This window comes from Enterobacter sp. JH25 (assembly GCF_021725435.1).
Classification (GTDB): domain Bacteria; phylum Pseudomonadota; class Gammaproteobacteria; order Enterobacterales; family Enterobacteriaceae; genus Enterobacter; species Enterobacter intestinihominis.
Window position 1 is genome coordinate 1,729,919 of the sequence record NZ_CP091319.1, and the last position, 13,985, is coordinate 1,743,903.

Genomic DNA, 13,985 nt, shown 5'->3' on the forward strand with positions numbered 1-13,985 from the left:
ATCCATACAAATGATAAGGTTATTGTTTTATAAGGCGTTAATGATAATTATGGCGAATGTATGGTCGGGAAGATCGGGCGAAGTGCAAAGAGTTTGTAAATTGTCCCCCACCAGCCGGGCGCTGGCGGGGGAAACCGTTATGCGATGGCGTTCTCTTCCAACTGACGCATAAAGTTACGCACCCAGTCCATGCGGATTTTACGTTCCGTCAGATCCTGAGTAAATTTCAGACGCGTCGGGCCATCAAGACGGAAATGCTGCGGCTGTTTTTGCAGAAGGCCAATCAGCCACATCGGATCGACGTGGTTCTTCTCGGCAAACTCAATTACGCCGCCTTTCTCGTTGCCTTCAAGCTTACGAATGCCCAGCTTCTGCGCCTGCTGACGCAGGCGGGCAATATCCAGCAGGTTGCGCGCCGCATCGGGCAATATCCCAAAACGGTCAATCAGTTCGACTTTAATCTCTTCCAGCTCGCCTTCGCTTTTCGCGCTGGCAATACGTTTGTAGAACGACAGACGGGTATTCACGTCAGGAATAAAATCATCCGGCAACAGGGAAGGCATGCGCAGTTCCACTTCGGTCTGCTGGCTGGTGAGATCTTCCAGAGACGGTTCACGTCCGGCTTTAAGCGCGTCGACGGCATTTTCCAGCAGCTCCATATACAGAGAAAAACCGATGGTTTCCATGGAGCCGCTCTGGTCTTCACCCAACAACTCACCGGCGCCGCGGATCTCCAGGTCGTGCGTCGCCAGCGCAAAACCAGCACCCAGATCTTCCAGCGAGGCGATAGCTTCCAGACGCTTTTGCGCGTCGGTGGTCATCGCCTTCGGATGCGGCGTCAGCAGCCACGCGTAGGCCTGATGGTGCGAACGCCCGACGCGCCCGCGCAGCTGATGCAGCTGGGCCAGGCCGAAGTGATCCGCGCGTTCGATGATGATGGTGTTCGCCGTCGGAATGTCGATCCCGGTCTCAATGATGGTGGTACATACCAGCACGTTGAAACGCTGATGGTGGAAGTCGTTCATCACCCGCTCCAGCTCGCGCTCGCGCATCTGGCCGTGACCAATGGCGATGCGCGCTTCCGGCACCAGCTCTGCCAGCCTGTCGGCGGCTTTCTGAATGTTTTCAACGTCGTTATACAGGTAATATACCTGGCCGCCGCGCAGCACTTCACGCAGGATCGCCTCGCGAACCACCAGATTGTCGTACTCGCGAACAAAGGTTTTCACCGCCAGACGGCGCGCCGGCGGGGTGGCAATAATCGACAGATCGCGCATGCCGCTCATCGCCATATTCAGGGTGCGCGGGATCGGCGTGGCGGTCAGGGTCAGAATGTCGACGTCGGCGCGCATCGCTTTGATGCGCTCTTTGTGGCGCACCCCAAAGCGGTGCTCTTCATCGACGATCAGCAGCCCCAGATCTTTCCACTTCACGTCGCTTTGCAGCAGCTTGTGGGTGCCGATCAGAATGTCAATTTTGCCTTCGCTTGCCTGTTCCAGGATTTGCGTCTGCTCTTTGGCGCTGCGGAAACGCGACAGCATCTCAATGCGTACCGGCCAGTTGGCGAAGCGGTCGCGGAAGTTGTCGAAGTGCTGCTGGGCGAGGAGGGTAGTCGGCACCAGCACCGCCACCTGCTTGTTGTTTTCCACCGCCAGGAAAGCGGCACGCATTGCTACCTCGGTTTTACCGAAGCCCACGTCGCCGCAGACTAAGCGATCCATCGCCAGCGGCTGGCACATGTCGCTCAGCACGGCATTTATGGCCTGAGCCTGATCCGGCGTAGTTTCAAACGGGAAGCTGTCGCAGAACAGCTGGTACTGCTCTTTATCATGCTTAAACGCATAACCCTCTTTGGCCGCGCGCTGGGCGTAAATGTCCAGCAGCTCGGCGGCCACGTCGCGCACTTTTTCCGCCGCCTTCTGCCGCGCGCGTGACCAGGCGTCGCCGCCCAGCTTATGCAGCGGCGCGTTATCTTCCGCGCCACCGGCGTAGCGGCTGATAAGGTGCAGGGACGACACCGGCACGTACAGTTTGGCGTCGTTCGCGTAGGTCAGCATCAGGTATTCACCTTTGATGCCGCCTGCTTCGAGGGTGGTCATTCCCTGATAGCGACCCACACCGTGTTCCAGGTGAACGATCGGCTGACCGGGGTGCAGTTCGGCCAGGTTGCGGATCAGGGTGTCCGGGTTGATGGTGCGACGGCTGTCCTGACGACGGCGCGCCACGCGCTCGCCCAGCAGGTCGCTTTCACAAATCAAGGCCAGGTTATTGAGCGTATCAATAAATCCGTGCTCGGCGGAGCCGATCATCAGGTAACGACCATTTCCGGTCGCTTCGCTCAGGCGATGAATGCGCTTCGGCGCAACTTTGATCCGTCCCAATAGTTCGCCCAGCGCTTCACGACGACCCTCACTCTCAACGGAGAACACCACCGGCCCGGTGAAGGACTCAAGAAACTTGCGCAGGTTATCGAGCGGGGATTTCTGCTGCGCCTGGACGGCCAGATCGGGCAGCGTCCGGAACGCGAGATTGGTGTTCGCCGCCTTATCGGCAAGCGAATCGGTTTTGAGCTGCATACGCGGCCAGCGTTTTAGCTCGGCGTTGAGCTCGTCGGTACGCAGCCACAGCATTTCCGGCGGCAGCAGCGGACGCATCGGGTCAACGCCCCGGTTTTCAAAGCGGGCGCGCGTTTCGCTTTCAAAGCGGCTGGCGCTGGCGTCGATATCCCCGGTGTTAACAATCAGCGTATTGGCCGGGAAGTAGCTGAACAGCGCCGGCAGCGGTTCGTTAAAGAACAGGGGCTGCCAGTACTCGATCCCGGCCGGAAGGGTGCCTTTGCTGACCTGCTGGTAGATATGTTCGGCATCACGTTTCACGTCGAACCTGTCGCGCCACTGGCTGCGGAACAGTTCGATGGCGGTTTTATCCGTCGGGAACTCATGGGCGGGCAGCAGATTAATGGAGTCCACTTCCTCCAGCGTGCGCTGGGTGTCGGCGTCGAACACGCGCAGGCTGTCGATCTCATCATCGAAGAAATCCAGACGATACGGCTGGTCGCTGCCCATCGGATAGAGATCCAGCAGCGCACCGCGCGTCGCGTATTCGCCGTGCTCCATCACCTGATCGACATGGCGGTAACCGGCTCCGTCAAGCTGCACGCGCAGGGCATCGCGCGACAGGCGCTGGCCTTTTTTCATCACCAGCGCATGGCCGTGCAAATAGCTGTGCGGACAGACGCGCTGCATCAGTGTATTCACCGGCACAATCAGCACGCCGCGCTGCATGGTGGGGAGCTGATACAGCGTCGACAGGCGTGAGGAGATGATCTCCTGGTGCGGAGAGAAACTGTCGTAGGGAAGCGTTTCCCAGTCGGCCAGGCTGAATACCAGACTTTCGGTGAACTGACGAATTTCGTCGTGCAGGCGCAGGGCGTTTTGCATGTCCGGGGCAACCAGCACCACCGGCCCCGGATGGCGCTCGGCAATTTCCGCCACCAGCGTGGCGCAGGCCGCGCCTGTCAGTTCGCCCAGCTGGCGTTGGTCACCTGCTTTTACAGGCAAGGAAAAACGATAGTGTTCAGGCATGGCTATGTCAGGGTCTCTTGGGGATATACCAACAGTATTGGGGCATATCACTGATACGCAATGTCTTTATTATCCTCGATCGTTTTGCATAAGCAAATCGTAACCGCACAAGAGGAAAAGTGCCCCCGGATGGGGGCAGGGTAGGTTAGCGGCTGGCGAGCTGTGGCGTAAGCCGTGCGGGAGGGGAGAAGAAAAGGTCGCCAAAGAGGGCGGTCGAGAGCTTACGTGCGCCCAGTCCAACCAGCGTGCAGACGAGCAGGCTGACGAACGGATAGACCAGAATCAGCGTTAACTCCGCCCAGATCGGCCAGTACGCCGCATTCATTTCGCGAATCAGGAGCAGGCTAAACGCCTCAATTAAAATGCGGTGGGTGGTATAAATCGCGATGGTGTTTGAACCGATGACGTTCAGTAGATTATTGGGATGAACGGCATAACGCTGCTCGAAGCTGTAAAAGAGCTTCATGATGACCACGATCGACAGCAGTGATAGCGGCAGAGGAACATTAGCGAACCATAGCACAACCGACACCGCGCCAGAGGCGATAAGTACCAGCCAGCTGCGGCGCAAATTCATCCCTTTCATCCACGTCATCAACTGCGCGCCGTACCATGCGCCGAGGCTGTAGTAGATCATGTTGCGCACCACGCTGTTCATTCCCCACCATGGTAAAGGCAGGAAGTTAATGGCGATGCTTGCCAGCGCCAGAAGCCCCAGCATCGGCAGTTTCCAGCGGCTCAGCAGTTTACAGAGCGTGAAGTAGACTACTAAGGCGTACAAGTACCACAGGCTGGTGCTGGCCGTGAGCATTCCCAGTACAAACCCTGAAACGGAATCGGCGTAGGCCGCATTGGATGCTGTCGCCAGTTCACGCTCGGGGGCGAGCCAGGCATTCAGATGGGTCAGCGCCTGCCATTGCAGGACGCCCCACAGGGCCAGCACCCAGACAATGCTCCAGATCCGCTTGTCGAGACTGGTGCGCCAGTTCACCTCGTCAATATATCGACGAATCAAATAGCCGGAGATGAAGAAAAACACCGGCATACGGAACGGGGCGAGGTAAAGATTAAAATAGACCCAGCATTTGGCGAGCAGGCCCGATAACGGATGCTGTAGCCCGTCCAGGTGAGGATAAAAGGTGATCACCGAGTGGTAAATCACCACCAGGCAGATGCACAGCCCTTTTATCTGGTTAATCCATAATGCTTTTTGTTTCATTGTGCGTGACGACCTTGTTGCCATAAACGAAAGGTCGATTGTTGTAAAATGAAACCCCGATGTAACGGGTAACAGTCTGTATCAGGACGATTTTCGGAAAAGGTGGAGGCTGTATGGCGGAAGTTCAATCAGTAGCATGATGATTTATCTGAATTTTTCGGAAAAATGATTACCGAATCTTACGGTTTCAGTCATTTACGCTTAGCGGATTCGCTTATATACTCGTGGGTCTGCTATCAGCAAACAGACGGATTTCATGTATCAACCTGTCGCACTCTTCATAGGCTTACGTTACATGCGTGGGCGCGCCGCGGACCGCTTCGGTCGCTTTGTCTCCTGGCTTTCGACTATTGGCATTACGCTTGGCGTGATGGCTCTGGTGACGGTGCTTTCCGTCATGAACGGCTTCGAGCGCGAGCTGCAAAACAATATCCTGGGGCTGATGCCGCAGGCCGTTCTCTCTTCCACTCAGGGCTCCGTTAACCCGCAACAGCTGCCGGAAAGCGCGGTGAAGTTACAGGGTGTCACGCGCGTTGCGCCCCTCACGACGGGCGATGTGGTGCTGCAAAGCGCCCGCAGCGTGGCGGTCGGGGTGATGCTGGGTATCGATCCGGCGCAAAAAGATCCGCTGACGCCGTTCCTGGTCAATGTGAAACAAACCGACCTGGAAGCGGGTAAATACAACGTCATCCTCGGCGAGCAGCTTGCCGGGCAGCTCGGGGTCAACCGTGGCGATCAACTGCGCGTGATGGTGCCCTCAGCCAGTCAGTTTACGCCGATGGGGCGTCTGCCAAGCCAGCGCCTGTTCAACGTGATTGGCACGTTTGCGGCGAACAGCGAAGTCGATGGTTACCAGATGCTGGTTAACATTCAGGACGCCTCGCGTCTGATGCGCTACCCGGCGGGAAATATCACCGGCTGGCGTCTGTGGCTTGATGCGCCGCTGAAGGTGGATACCCTTAGCCAGCAGACGCTACCGGAAGGAACGAAATGGCAGGACTGGCGCGACCGCAAAGGCGAACTGTTCCAGGCCGTGCGCATGGAGAAAAACATGATGGGGCTGCTGCTGAGCCTGATCGTGGCCGTTGCCGCGTTTAATATCATCACCTCGCTCGGGCTGATGGTGATGGAGAAGCAAGGCGAAGTCGCCATTCTGCAAACCCAGGGGCTGACGCCGCGCCAGATCATGGCTGTATTTATGGTGCAGGGTGCCAGCGCTGGCATCATCGGCGCGCTGCTCGGCGCGGCGCTGGGTGCGCTGCTCGCCAGCCAGCTCAACAATCTCATGCCTATTATCGGCGCGCTGCTTGATGGCGCGGCGCTGCCGGTGGCTATCGAGCCGCTCCAGGTGGTCGGTATTGCGCTGGCCGCGATGGCCATTGCGCTGCTCTCTACGCTTTATCCTTCCTGGCGGGCTGCCGCCACTCAACCCGCTGAGGCTTTACGTTATGAATAAGATCCTGTTGCAGTGCGACAACCTGTCCAAACGCTATCAGGAAGGCACTGTGCAGACCGACGTGTTGCACAATGTGAGTTTTAGCGTGGGCGAAGGCGAGATGATGGCGATTGTCGGCAGCTCCGGCTCCGGCAAAAGTACGCTGCTGCACCTGCTGGGCGGGCTGGACACGCCAACCGAAGGCGATGTGATCTTTTCCGGGCAGCCGCTGAGTAAAATGTCGTCTACGGCGAAAGCCGAGCTGCGTAACCGTGAGCTGGGTTTTATCTATCAGTTCCACCATCTGCTGCCGGACTTTACGGCGCTGGAAAACGTCGCAATGCCGCTGCTGATTGGTAAAAAGAAACCCGCAGAAATCAATGCCCGCGCCAGCGACATGCTAAACGCGGTAGGGCTGGGTCATCGCGGGAATCACCGTCCGTCGGAGCTTTCCGGCGGCGAGCGTCAGCGTGTGGCCATCGCCCGTGCGCTGGTCAACAACCCGCGCCTGGTGCTGGCGGATGAGCCGACAGGTAATCTCGATGCGCGTAACGCAGACAGCATTTTCCAGCTTCTCGGCGAACTGAACGCCGCGCAGGGAACCGCGTTTCTGGTGGTCACGCACGATTTGCAGCTGGCTAAGCGGATGGGCCGTCAGCTGGAAATGCGCGACGGTCGTCTGAATGCAGAACTGACGCTGATGGGAGCGGAGTAATGGCTTCACCGTTATCGTTACTCATTGGGTTACGCTTTAGCCGCGGTCGTCGCCGGAGCGGGATGGTTTCCCTTATTTCCGTGATCTCCACCATCGGTATCGCCCTGGGCGTGGCGGTTCTAATCGTGGGCTTAAGCGCTATGAATGGCTTTGAGCGCGAACTGAATAACCGCATTCTGGCCGTTGTACCCCACGGTGAAATCGAGCCGGTTAACCAGCCGTGGTCCAGCTGGCGTGATGCCCTTAACAAAGTGGAAAAGGTACCCGGCATTGCGGCGGCTGCACCTTACATCAACTTTACCGGGCTGGTAGAGAGCGGGGTAAACCTGCGCGCCATTCAGGTGAAAGGGGTGAATCCACGTCAGGAGGAGCGTCTGAGCGCGCTGCCTCGCTATGTGCAAAATGGCGCATGGGCAAACTTTAAGGCTGGCGAACAGCAGATCATCATGGGCAAAGGCGTTGCCGATGCACTGAAGGTGAAGCAGGGCGACTGGGTCTCGATCATGATCCCGAACGCCAGCGCTGATCACAAATTACAGCAGCCTAAGCGCGTGCGTCTGCACGTCACCGGTATTTTGCAGCTGAGCGGCCAGCTCGATCACAGCTTCGCGATGGTGCCGCTGGAAGATGCGCGCCAGTATCTGGATATGAGTGACAGCGTGACGGGCATTGCCATTAAGGTTAACGACGTTTTCAACGCCAATACACTGGTGCGTGACGCTGGCAGCGTGACCAATAACTATGTCTACATCAAAAGCTGGATCGGCACTTACGGGTATATGTACCGTGATATCCAGATGATCCGCGCGATTATGTATCTGGCGATGGTGCTGGTGATTGGCGTGGCGTGCTTTAATATCGTCTCGACGCTGGTCATGGCCGTTAAGGACAAGAGCGGCGACATTGCCGTGCTGCGTACCTTAGGGGCGAAAGACGGTCTTATTCGCGCCATCTTCGTCTGGTACGGTTTGCTGGCGGGGCTGTTTGGCAGTCTCTGCGGCGTAGTCATCGGCGTGGTGGTGTCTCTTCAGCTGACGCCGATTATCAACGGGATTGAGGCGCTTATCGGCCATCAATTCCTGTCAGGCGATATCTATTTTATTGATTTCCTGCCGTCTGAACTGCACTGGCTGGACGTCATTTATGTGCTGGTTACAGCACTTTTACTGAGTCTGCTGGCAAGCTGGTATCCGGCGCGTCGCGCAAGCCGAATTGATCCGGCGAGGGTATTAAGTGGCCAGTAATTTCGTCATGGTTTAGCGGTCTTTTGGCCGCTGAATCAAACAGAGGAATGCATCATGTATTACGGATTTGATATTGGCGGCACCAAGATTGCGCTCGGCGTGTTCGATAAAGACCTTAAGCTACAATGGGAAACCCGCGTGCCTACGCCGCGCGATAGCTACGATGAATTTTTAACCGCCATTGCCGCGCTGGTGGCGCAGGCGGATGAACGCTTTGGCGTCAAAGGCAGCGTCGGCATTGGTATACCGGGTATGCCCGAAACCGACGACGGCACGCTGTATGCCGCCAACGTTCCTGCTGCCAGCGGCAAACCCCTGCGTGCCGATCTTTCTGCTCTCCTTGAGCGCGACGTGCGCTTAGACAACGATGCCAACTGTTTTGCTCTCTCAGAGGCCTGGAACGACGAGTTTCGTCGCTATCCGTTGGTGATGGGGCTGATCCTCGGAACGGGCGTCGGTGGCGGGATTGTCATTAACGGTAAGCCCATTACCGGGCGCAGCTACATTACCGGAGAATTTGGTCATATCCGTCTGCCAGTGGATGCGCTGGACGTCGTTGGTCGTGATTTCCCGCTTACCCGCTGCGGCTGTGGTCAGCACGGCTGCATTGAGAGTTACCTTTCAGGGCGCGGGTTTGCATGGCTTTATGAACACTTCTATCATCAGAAACTTGAGGCCCCTCAAATCATTACGCTGTGGGAGCAGGGAGACGCGCAGGCGCGTGAGCACGTTGAGCGCTATCTTGATTTGCTGGCGGTGTGTCTGGGGAATATCCTGACCATCGTCGACCCGGATCTGCTGGTGATCGGGGGAGGGCTGTCAAATTTCACTGCGATTACGGAACAGCTGTCCGGGCGTTTGCCCCGACATTTATTGCCGGTCGCCCGCGTGCCGCGCATTGAGCGTGCGCGACACGGGGACGCAGGAGGCATGCGCGGAGCCGCATTCCTTCATCTCACCGATTAGTTTACGAGGTTACTATGCTGTCGCGTCGCCAGGGTCGACTCAGCCGTTTTCGCAAAAATAAACGCCGCTTACGTGAACGCCTGCGTCAGCGGATCTTTTTCAGAGACAGGATGATGCCAGAAGCGATGGATAAACCCAGAGTGGTGGTGTTGACCGGGGCGGGGATCTCCGCCGAATCCGGTATTCAGACCTTCCGCGCGGCGGACGGGCTGTGGGAAGAACACCGAGTAGAAGATGTGGCGACGCCGGAAGGTTTCGCCCGCGATCCGGCGCTGGTTCAGGCGTTTTACAACGCCCGTCGTCGCCAGCTTCAGCAGCCGGAGATTGCGCCAAACGCGGCGCACCTGGCGCTGGCAAAGCTGGAGGAGGCGCTGGGGGATCGTTTTCTGCTGGTGACGCAAAACATCGACAATCTTCATGAAAGAGCCGGAAACCACAACATCATTCACATGCACGGCGAACTGCTCAAGGTGCGGTGTGCATGGAGTGGGCAGGTGCTGGAGTGGAAAGAGGACGTGCTGGACGAAGACCGCTGCCACTGCTGTCAGTTCCCTTCGCGTCTGCGTCCCCATGTGGTCTGGTTTGGCGAAATGCCGCTGGGAATGGATGAGATCTACAGCGCCCTGGCCATGGCGGACGTCTTTATCGCCATTGGTACCTCAGGACATGTCTATCCTGCGGCGGGGTTTGTTCACGAAGCGCGACTGCAAGGTGCCCATACGGTGGAGCTTAATCTGGAGCCAAGCCAGGTCGGGAGTGAGTTTGAAGAGAAGCATTACGGTCTGGCCAGCGAGGTGGTGCCAGCCTTTGTGGATAAACTCCTGAAGGGGCTGTAAGGGTAACGGGCGACCTTGCGTCGCCCGTTGTGCATTAACGGCCTGCTTTTAGCTTCTGATAATACTCTTCATACAGGCGGCTCGCGTCACCGACGTCGTTCTGCCATTCCCCTTTGCTGATGGTTTCAGCGTCCGGATAAAGCGATTTATCATTCGCCACTTCAGGACTTAACAGCTTCCGCGCGGCCAGGTTTGGTGTCGGGTAACCAATAGTTTCCGCCACCTGTTTTGCCACATCCGGGCGCAGCAGGAAGTTAATCAGCTTCAGGGCGCCATCGACGTTTTTCGCATTAGCCGGGATCGCGAGGCTGTCCATCCAGAAGATGCCGCCCTCTTTCGGCCAGACCACCTCCAGCGGCGTACCGGCCTGACGCGCCACAAACGCAGAGCCGTTCCAGACCATCCCCAGATTCACTTCACCTTCCATATACGGGTTAGCCGGGTTATCCGAGTTGAACGCTGCCACGTTTGGCATCAGCTTTTTCAGTTCGTTATACGCCGCTTCGATCTCTTTCGGATCGGTGGTGTTGCCGGAGTAGCCGAGTTTACGCAGCGCAATCTGGAACACTTCGCGCGCATCATCGGTTAACAGCAGGCTGCTTTTGTATTCCGGCTTCCACAGGTCAGCCCAGGATGAAACCGTTTTTGGATCAACGGCATCGCTGTTGACGCCAATTGCCGTCGCGCCCCAGATGTACGGAATGGAATAATCGTTGTTCGGGTCGAATGGCTTGTTTAGCATCTCAGGATCGAGGTTTGAAAAATTGGTTAGCTTCGTTTTATCGATCTTCTGGATCATGCCTTCTTTGCGCATCTTGTCGACGAAATAGGTCGAGGGCACCACCAGGTCATACGCGCCATCTTTATAGGTTTTGAGCTTGGCGTACATGGTTTCATTCGACTCGTAGGTCGAATAGATCACCTTGATGCCCGTCTCTTTGGTGAACTGCTCCAGCAGGCCCGGCGGCACATACTCGGTCCAGTTGTAGAAATAGAGCGTTTTGCTGTCATCAGCATGCGCGGCACCCATTCCGAGCACCAGTGCCGCAGCGGCAAGCATTTTTTTCATTTCTGTGTCCCCTGAGATTTTGTTTTATCACGAGCAATAACCTGGCTGGCAAACACCAGAACCAGCGATAACACCAACAGAATAGTCGCCAGCGCGTTCACTTCGGGTGAAACACCGACTTTCACCATTGAGTAGATCTTCAACGGCAGAATTTCGTAGCTCGGCCCGGTGACGAAGGAGGACACGACCACGTCGTCCATCGACAGGGTAAAGCTGAGCAGCCATCCGGCTGCCACGGCAGGCATCGCCAGCGGCAGGATGATTTTGCGAAGAATGGTCATCTCGCTGGCTCCCAGATCCTTCGCCGCTTCCAGCATGCGTACGTCGAACCCTTTCAGTCGCGCGTAGACGGTTACCACCACAAACGGCAGGCAGAAGGTGATATGCGAAAACAGCAGCGACCAGAAACCGAGCTGGACGCCCAGCAGCATAAACAGCACCAGCAGTGAAATGGCCATCACGATGTCCGGGGACATCATCACCACAAACAGCATACCGCTGACGAACGGCTTACCGCGAAAACGGTAGCGGTACAGCGCCACGGCGGTCAGCGAGCCAATCAGCGTCGCGAAGGTGGCAGAGAATACCGCCATCGTCAGCGAGTGCTGAGCGGCCTGTAGCAGGCTGTCATTGTTCATCAGCAGGCCATACCATTTGGTGGTAAACCCTTGCCAGTTGATCCCGAAGCGTGAACTGTTAAAGGAGTTCACGATCAAAATGATTATCGGAATATAAAGATACGCATAAATGGCGGCCATAAAACCGCCGCGAAGCAGTCGACCGATCATTCCAGCTCCACCTTCTTATTCAGCAGGCGTGAGGCACGCCAGTAAACCAGCAGCATCAGCCCCATTACCACCGTCAGCGTAATGCTGGTGGCCGAGCCGAACGGCCAGTCGCGGATGTTCAGGAACTGGCTCTTGATCACGTTGCCGATCAGCAGGTTTTTCGCCCCGCCCATCAGGTCCGACACGTAGAACAGGCCCATCGCAGGCAACATGACCAGCAGACATCCGGCAATAATGCCCGGCATGGTCAGCGGGATAATGATGCGGATAAAGGTTTGCAGCTTGCTGGCCCCCAGGTCTCTCGCGGCTTCCAGAAGTGGTTTATCAAGCTTTTCAATACTTGAGTAAAGCGGCATCACCATAAACGGCAGCAGGATATAGACCAGGCCGACGATCACCGCGCTCGGAGTGAACATAATGCGGATCGGCGTATCAATAACCCCAAGCCACAGCAGAAACTCGTTCAGATAACCTTTGGTGCTGAGGAAGATTTTCAGCCCGTAGATGCGGATTAACGAGTTGGTCCAGAATGGCACAATCAGTAAAAACAGCAGCAGCGGACGCACTTTTTGCGGCAGGCGAGCCAGGAACCACGCGAACGGATACCCCAGCACCAGACAGGCAACGGTGGCAATCAGCGCCATATTGAGCGAGTGCAGCAGCACGTCAAAGTAGAGCGGATCGAGCAGGCGTGCGTAGTTGTCCAGCGTAAAGACCATCGCGACGAAGTTCGCGTCGTCGCGGGTCAGGAAGCTGGTTACGATGATCATCAGGTTGGGAAGAAAGACAAACAACACAAGCCAACCGACGATCGTGGCAATCACCACATTCTGGAACTTACTTGTGTTCTTCATCAGCCAGTACAACCTCCCAGCTTTCTACCCAGTTGATGACCATCTTCTGAGCCAGCGAGTGGTCGAAGTCCGGATCGTCCTCGTTGAAGAACTCACTAACCATCACCACTTTGCCGTTTTCCAGTTCCACAACGGATTCGAGGGTCATCCCTTTGTAGTTGCGTTCGCGAACGTAACCGATCAGACCTTCGGCGTCAGCCGTGTCGTGGATCTCATCGACGCGAAGATCTTCCGGGCGCAGCAGAACGTTGAGCCTTTGTCCCTTTTCCACGGCAAAGTTCACCGTGATGTTGCATTCGCGGCCTTCCACGTTGGCGCGCACGCGCTGCTCGTCCAGACGCTCAATCACCGTGGCGTTGAAAATATTGATTTCGCCAATGAAGCTGGCGACGAACAGGTTTTTCGGCTCCTCGTAAATTTCACGCGGTGTGCCGTCCTGCTCAATCTTACCCTCACGCATCACCACGATACGGTCTGACATAGTCAGGGCTTCTTCCTGATCGTGAGTGACAAACACGAACGTGATGCCGAGCTTACGCTGAAGCGCTTTCAGCTCGTTCTGCATCTGCTTGCGCAGCTTGTAGTCCAGCGCGGAGAGGGATTCATCCAGCAGGAGCAGGCGTGGTTTGTTGACCACGGCGCGGGCAATAGCCACACGCTGCTGCTGACCACCAGAAAGTTGATGCGGCTTGCGCTGGGCGAATGCCTCCAGCTGCACCATGCGCAGGGCTTCGGTAACGCGCGGCGGGATCTCGCTGGTGGCTGTTTTTTGCATCCGCAGGCCAAACGCCACGTTCTCAAACACGGTCATGTGCGGGAACAGGGCATAGCTCTGAAAGACGGTATTGACGTGGCGATCTTCGGCAGGGACCTGGGTAATGTCCTGGTTCTCAAGATGGATATGGCCGTTATCGACGCTTTCCAGCCCGGCAATAAGGCGCAGGACGGTGGTTTTGCCGCAACCGGAGGGGCCAAGCAGCGTGAGAAACTCACCGTCATTGATGGTCAGATTAAGATCGGAAATGACATCTTTGCCATCGAAACTTTTACGAATTCGTTCCAGTTGCACCAGCGGTGAAAGGGAACGGGGTTGTGTATTCAATTTTCGCGCTGTCCCATATAGACGCCTCAGGCAGCAGACTGAAGCGGGGTTTGTGTGTAACCACCTTGGTGACTCGTAATGAGGGCGGACATTCTACGGCAAACCCATTGAATCGCCAATCCTTCTCACTTATTCATAAGCTACATTTATTAACGCAGAACGATATAAACGTA

At 56.5% G+C, this 13,985-nt stretch carries 11 protein-coding genes; 5 read left to right on the plus strand and 6 right to left on the minus strand.

Annotation, left to right across the window (positions count from 1 at the left end):
• Nucleotides 1-137 precede the first annotated feature (137 nt).
• Together mfd and L2Y28_RS08215 are read right to left on the minus strand one after the other, a co-directional pair.
• The gene (gene mfd / locus L2Y28_RS08210; RefSeq protein ID WP_022647755.1) at nt 138-3,584 is read right to left on the minus strand and encodes a transcription-repair coupling factor; all 3,447 of its coding nucleotides are present in this window, start codon (nt 3,582-3,584) and stop codon (nt 138-140) included.
• Nucleotides 3,585-3,729: 145 nt separating this feature from the next.
• The gene (locus L2Y28_RS08215; RefSeq protein ID WP_022647756.1) at nt 3,730-4,803 is read right to left on the minus strand and encodes an acyltransferase family protein; all 1,074 of its coding nucleotides are present in this window, start codon (nt 4,801-4,803) and stop codon (nt 3,730-3,732) included.
• Between the two features lie 256 nt (nt 4,804-5,059).
• Here L2Y28_RS08215 and lolC point away from each other — a divergent pair, with 256 nt between their 5' ends.
• Genes lolC through cobB form a run of 5 tightly spaced genes read left to right on the plus strand, consistent with a single transcriptional unit; the run spans nt 5,060 to nt 9,999 of the window.
• On the plus strand, nt 5,060-6,259 hold the full coding sequence (lolC, locus tag L2Y28_RS08220; protein WP_017384712.1) for a lipoprotein-releasing ABC transporter permease subunit LolC: 1,200 nt from the start codon (nt 5,060-5,062) through the stop codon (nt 6,257-6,259).
• A complete protein-coding gene (gene lolD / locus L2Y28_RS08225) occupies nt 6,252-6,953 on the plus strand; it encodes a lipoprotein-releasing ABC transporter ATP-binding protein LolD (protein ID WP_022647757.1) in 702 nt (233 codons plus the stop codon). Before lolC ends, lolD begins: the two co-directional genes overlap by 8 nt.
• Nucleotides 6,953-8,197, plus strand: coding sequence for a lipoprotein-releasing ABC transporter permease subunit LolE (gene lolE / locus L2Y28_RS08230; RefSeq protein ID WP_022647758.1), 1,245 nt, complete (start codon nt 6,953-6,955; stop codon nt 8,195-8,197). Before lolD ends, lolE begins: the two co-directional genes overlap by 1 nt.
• A gap of 54 nt (nt 8,198-8,251) precedes the next feature.
• On the plus strand, nt 8,252-9,163 hold the full coding sequence (gene nagK, locus L2Y28_RS08235) for an N-acetylglucosamine kinase (protein ID WP_022647759.1): 912 nt from the start codon (nt 8,252-8,254) through the stop codon (nt 9,161-9,163).
• 14 nt (nt 9,164-9,177) lie between these two features.
• The gene (gene cobB, locus L2Y28_RS08240; RefSeq protein WP_022647760.1) at nt 9,178-9,999 is read left to right on the plus strand and encodes a Sir2 family NAD+-dependent deacetylase; all 822 of its coding nucleotides are present in this window, start codon (nt 9,178-9,180) and stop codon (nt 9,997-9,999) included.
• A 34-nt stretch (nt 10,000-10,033) separates the two neighbouring features.
• On the opposite strand, the gene potD is transcribed toward cobB, so the two are convergent.
• From potD to potA, 4 genes are read right to left on the minus strand one after another with little or no spacing between them, the layout of a single operon-like run.
• Entirely contained in the window at nt 10,034-11,068 is a 1,035-nt protein-coding gene (potD, locus tag L2Y28_RS08245; RefSeq protein ID WP_022647761.1) for a spermidine/putrescine ABC transporter substrate-binding protein PotD, read from the minus strand.
• Entirely contained in the window at nt 11,065-11,856 is a 792-nt protein-coding gene (gene potC / locus L2Y28_RS08250) for a spermidine/putrescine ABC transporter permease PotC (RefSeq protein ID WP_022647762.1), read from the minus strand. Before potC ends, potD begins: the two co-directional genes overlap by 4 nt.
• Entirely contained in the window at nt 11,853-12,710 is an 858-nt protein-coding gene (gene potB, locus L2Y28_RS08255; RefSeq protein WP_022647763.1) for a spermidine/putrescine ABC transporter permease PotB, read from the minus strand. The genes potC and potB overlap by 4 nt, the downstream gene beginning before the upstream one ends.
• Nucleotides 12,694-13,842: a spermidine/putrescine ABC transporter ATP-binding protein PotA gene (potA, locus tag L2Y28_RS08260; RefSeq protein ID WP_162882538.1), complete on the minus strand. Its 1,149-nt coding sequence runs from the start codon at nt 13,840-13,842 to the stop codon at nt 12,694-12,696. The genes potB and potA overlap by 17 nt, the downstream gene beginning before the upstream one ends.
• Nucleotides 13,843-13,985 lie beyond the last annotated feature (143 nt).

Excerpts from the sequence above, each read along its gene's own strand:
- mfd (WP_022647755.1), bottom strand. The coding sequence starts at position 3,584 with ATGCCTGAACACTATCGTTTTTCCTTGCCTGTAAAAGCAGGTGACCAA.
- L2Y28_RS08215 (WP_022647756.1), bottom strand. The coding sequence starts at position 4,803 with ATGAAACAAAAAGCATTATGGATTAACCAGATAAAAGGGCTGTGCATC.
- lolC (WP_017384712.1), top strand. The coding sequence starts at position 5,060 with ATGTATCAACCTGTCGCACTCTTCATAGGCTTACGTTACATGCGTGGG.
- lolD (WP_022647757.1), top strand. The coding sequence starts at position 6,252 with ATGAATAAGATCCTGTTGCAGTGCGACAACCTGTCCAAACGCTATCAG.
- lolE (WP_022647758.1), top strand. The coding sequence starts at position 6,953 with ATGGCTTCACCGTTATCGTTACTCATTGGGTTACGCTTTAGCCGCGGT.
- nagK (WP_022647759.1), top strand. The coding sequence starts at position 8,252 with ATGTATTACGGATTTGATATTGGCGGCACCAAGATTGCGCTCGGCGTG.
- cobB (WP_022647760.1), top strand. The coding sequence starts at position 9,178 with ATGCTGTCGCGTCGCCAGGGTCGACTCAGCCGTTTTCGCAAAAATAAA.
- potD (WP_022647761.1), bottom strand. The coding sequence starts at position 11,068 with ATGAAAAAAATGCTTGCCGCTGCGGCACTGGTGCTCGGAATGGGTGCC.
- potC (WP_022647762.1), bottom strand. The coding sequence starts at position 11,856 with ATGATCGGTCGACTGCTTCGCGGCGGTTTTATGGCCGCCATTTATGCG.
- potB (WP_022647763.1), bottom strand. The coding sequence starts at position 12,710 with ATGAAGAACACAAGTAAGTTCCAGAATGTGGTGATTGCCACGATCGTC.